Origin of the sequence: Robiginitalea sp., from assembly GCF_049588695.1 — a bacterium.
In the GTDB taxonomy this organism is placed as follows: domain Bacteria; phylum Bacteroidota; class Bacteroidia; order Flavobacteriales; family Flavobacteriaceae; genus Robiginitalea.
The window spans coordinates 1-3,358 of record NZ_JBAVZJ010000491.1 but is presented as its reverse complement, the minus strand read 5'-3'; the positions used below and the strand labels follow the sequence as shown (position 1 = coordinate 3,358).

Below are 3,358 nucleotides of genomic sequence, written 5' to 3'. Positions count from 1 at the left end.
CACCCAGGGCAACGCCTAAATATTCGGCTATGGCCTGACGGCCTTCATCTGAACTGACGGAACATTTTCCCGGTAAGGCCTTTTGAAGGACTAAAGCCTCGGCAAAGGGGCGACAACCGGGATATCCGCAGGCCCCGCAATTCGCATGGGGCAACATGTCTTCTACGGTATCAATGCGGGGATCCTCATAGACATAGAGCTTCTTATTCGCAATAATCAGGATTATCGCAAGAAGTAAGGTCAGACCTCCAAGTGCGGCTATGGCTCCCAGGACAGACATACTATTTCGTGTATTGGTTCAAAGACATTATCACCATTTCTTTCCCATTCGGGCTAGTAAATAATTTCAGCCCATTTTTTTCCGGCGATCAATTCGGCTTTGCGAAGCCGCCACGCTTCTTCGGAGCCCAGGATATTTGAAAAGGCCTTATCGAGCATTTTGAGGATGGCTTGGTACCCCGCCACATAGACATACGTATTGGACATCCGGAGCAACTCGATGAGTTCAGTCTTTTGCGCTTCAAGGGCCTTATCTAATGCAATGGGATCGGCCCAGTGCGGCCTGGGGCTCAGGGCGTGAAAGGCTTCAAAGGTCGCCTCGTCGTAATAATTGGTAAGGTCGCCATCTTTATCATTGAGATATAGTAATTCCAAACCGCTGCGCGCCCCATAAAACAGGCGTATTTTCCCCTCCCAATCTTTGACATCTTTGTAAATATGTTTGATAAAGGACCTGAAAGGGGCAATACCCGTCCCCATTCCTATAAGGATTAGATTGGCCGTTTTGTCCTGAGGAACCTTAAAGGGCAATTGAAAGGGGCCGGTTACGGTAATTTCATCCCCTTTTTTGCGATTGCACAAATAATTCGAAGCAATCCCGTCATATTTTTCCCCATTAAATTCATCCACGTAAGAACAGCGTTTCACCAACATGGTCAGCTGTGGGTTGCCTTTGATTCGTTTGGGTAAATCCGCCACACTATAGAGTCTGTGATGCAGGGTGTTTCCGAAATCGCCCGGGGAATCCACGAGTACACCAAAGCTCTGGTCCACCTCGCATTCAAAATCCGGATTTTTCACTTCCACTACAATCTCGCGGACTTCTTCGGTATCTGCAGGCGTTAGCCGGGTTGTATTTTTGACAACTGCCTTATACCTTCTGTCGATATCAAAATCTGATAAATTTGCCATGGCCTATTTTGTTCTTATGGTTAAATGTTTCCTTATCGATGTCTAATTCTTTTTACCTTCCCAGGTATTATTCCCCGGGCTTCCCTCTTCCTGTTTAAGCTCGCACTGGGTAGTGCAGCCGCAATTCGAACAGCTTCTTCTACCGGCCAGTACATCTTCCTGCAAATACTCCTCCCTAAACGTATTTTTCCACTGGGCCTGTATCAGGGTCCATACGACCACCAAAACGACTGTAAGACCAATTCCGATAAGAAGCGATTGTATCATAACTGTTTTTTTATTGTGCCCCCAGACCTGCAAAGCCCATAAAGCAAAGCGAGAGGATGCCTGCGATAAACAAGGTTAGCGCAGTCCCTTTGGAAATCTGGGGTACATCTGCAAAATTTAATTGTTCCCGGAGTCCTGCGATCAATAGTAAAGCCAATGTAAAGCCCGCCCCGGCTCCCAGGGCATAGACGATACTTTCGAGGAATCCGTATCCTTTATTGGTTTGAAATAGCGCCACCCCGAGTATGGCACAATTTGTCGTAATCAGCGGAAGAAAAATACCCAGGGACCGAAACAGGGAAGGGCTCATTTTCTTGATAAACATTTCAACCAACTGCACCGTGGAAGCGATCACGACAATGTAACTGATCAGCTGGAGATAGGGTGCATTGATGGCAGCCAAAAAGGCGTGGATCCCAAAGGCACACATAGAACTGATCACCATGACAAACATTACGGCCACCCCCATTTTAGAGGCTGTTTTTACAGCTCCCGACACCCCCAGAAAGGGACAAATCCCCAGGAAGTAGGCCAAAACAAAGTTGTTGACCAGGGCCGCATTCAGAAAAATAGTACCCAGGGACTCTGTGTTCATGACTTGATTTTTCGGGTTTGTATGACGTTAATGATAAGCAGCCACGCTGCGAGGGTAAAAAATCCTCCTGCGGGTAAGATCATGACAATCCAATTCTGAAAGCCCTCAGGAAAAAGGGCCCAGTCGAATAGGGTGCCATTCCCGAGTATTTCCCGGACGGCCCCCAAACAAAATAAGGCAAACGTAAATCCTATACCCATACCCAGGGCATCGAGAATGGATTTCCCCACCGTATTTTTAGAAGCAAAGGCTTCCGCCCGGCTTAAAATCAGGCAGTTCACCACAATCAGTGAAATGAATGCCCCCAAACTTTTATAGAGCTCAACGCTGATGGCCTGTATGGCATAATCCGTCACGGTGACGAAGGTGGCGATGATAAGAATGTAGGAGGCGATACGCACCTGCTTGGGGATAAAATCCCGCAGTAAGGACACCAGGATATTGGACATCAACAAGACAAAAGCCGTGGCCAGGCCCATGGCAAGGGCATTCTCCGCTGTATTGGAGACAGCCAAAACAGGGCACATACCCAGTACCTGCACAAATACAGGGTTTTCGCGCCACAATCCCTTGATGAATTCATCGGTTGTGGTTGCCCCAGGTCCGGATGCCGTCGTATCCTTACTCATTGCTGTCTACTGGTTTTTCCTGTGATTCCTCGATCTTTTCCATCGGTGGGGATTGGGTGTGGAGCATCGGAACAACCTCTGTGGTACTCGCCCCAATGATGTTTCCAATGGCCCGGGACGAGATGGTGGCCCCGGTGATCCCGTCAATCTCCCAGGGGTTTTGTTTCTCTCCCTGCTTTACAGTTATCACCTTATTCCTAAGTTGTCCCCCTGGGGTTAAGCCAACATCCAGGGCCCTAAAATTGTCTAGAAACCGTTTGTCTTTTTCAATTTTGTCGCCCAGACCCGGGGTTTCTTTGCTTTCCAAAACCTGAAAGCCAATCACGATTTGTTCCTTCGGGTCATACCCGTAGAGTATCCTGATAATATCGGCATATCCCTGGCCTGCGGCCTCTACGGCATACCCTACGAGGTTTTCGTTTTGGTCGTAACCGGCATAGCACGTGTACTCCGTGTTTTCACCTGTTGCCTTATCAACCAATTCTCCCTGGGTGTTTATACCAAAAGCACGGGTGCTCTCAGTTCCCGGGAGTACATTGAATACGGCCTTCTCCAAAGCCTCAGCCTTTAGTCTTTCCAAGCGTGGGCGTGTTAATTCAAAAGCGGAAACAATGAGAAAAGCACTGAGGATTCCAATACCCAGCATGGCCCGCAGCATCTTTGTGCTGCTGGCACC

Annotated in this window: 6 protein-coding genes; all 6 read right to left on the bottom strand. The window is 48.3% G+C overall.

The features are described from left to right. On the bottom strand, nt 1–280 hold a 280-nt coding region (locus WBV75_RS11490; RefSeq protein WP_424120738.1), incomplete at its 3' end, for an RnfABCDGE type electron transport complex subunit B. Between the two features lie 53 nt (nt 281–333). Further along, nucleotides 334–1,191 (bottom strand): hypothetical protein, encoded by an 858-nt coding sequence (locus tag WBV75_RS11485; RefSeq protein ID WP_424120737.1) that lies wholly within the window; start codon nt 1,189–1,191, stop codon nt 334–336. 42 nt (nt 1,192–1,233) lie between these two features. Next, complete coding sequence (locus WBV75_RS11480) at nt 1,234–1,458, bottom strand: hypothetical protein (RefSeq protein ID WP_424120736.1); 225 nt, start codon at nt 1,456–1,458, stop codon at nt 1,234–1,236. Between the two features lie 10 nt (nt 1,459–1,468). Further along, on the bottom strand, nt 1,469–2,053 hold the full coding sequence (locus WBV75_RS11475) for an electron transport complex protein RnfA (RefSeq protein ID WP_424120735.1): 585 nt from the start codon (nt 2,051–2,053) through the stop codon (nt 1,469–1,471). Continuing rightward, nucleotides 2,050–2,682: an electron transport complex subunit RsxE gene (rsxE, locus tag WBV75_RS11470; RefSeq protein ID WP_424120734.1), complete on the bottom strand. Its 633-nt coding sequence runs from the start codon at nt 2,680–2,682 to the stop codon at nt 2,050–2,052. Before rsxE ends, WBV75_RS11475 begins: the two co-directional genes overlap by 4 nt. After that, nucleotides 2,675–3,358 (bottom strand): FMN-binding protein (locus WBV75_RS11465; protein WP_424120733.1); only part of this gene is annotated, 684 nt, incomplete at its 5' end. The genes rsxE and WBV75_RS11465, both read right to left, overlap by 8 nt.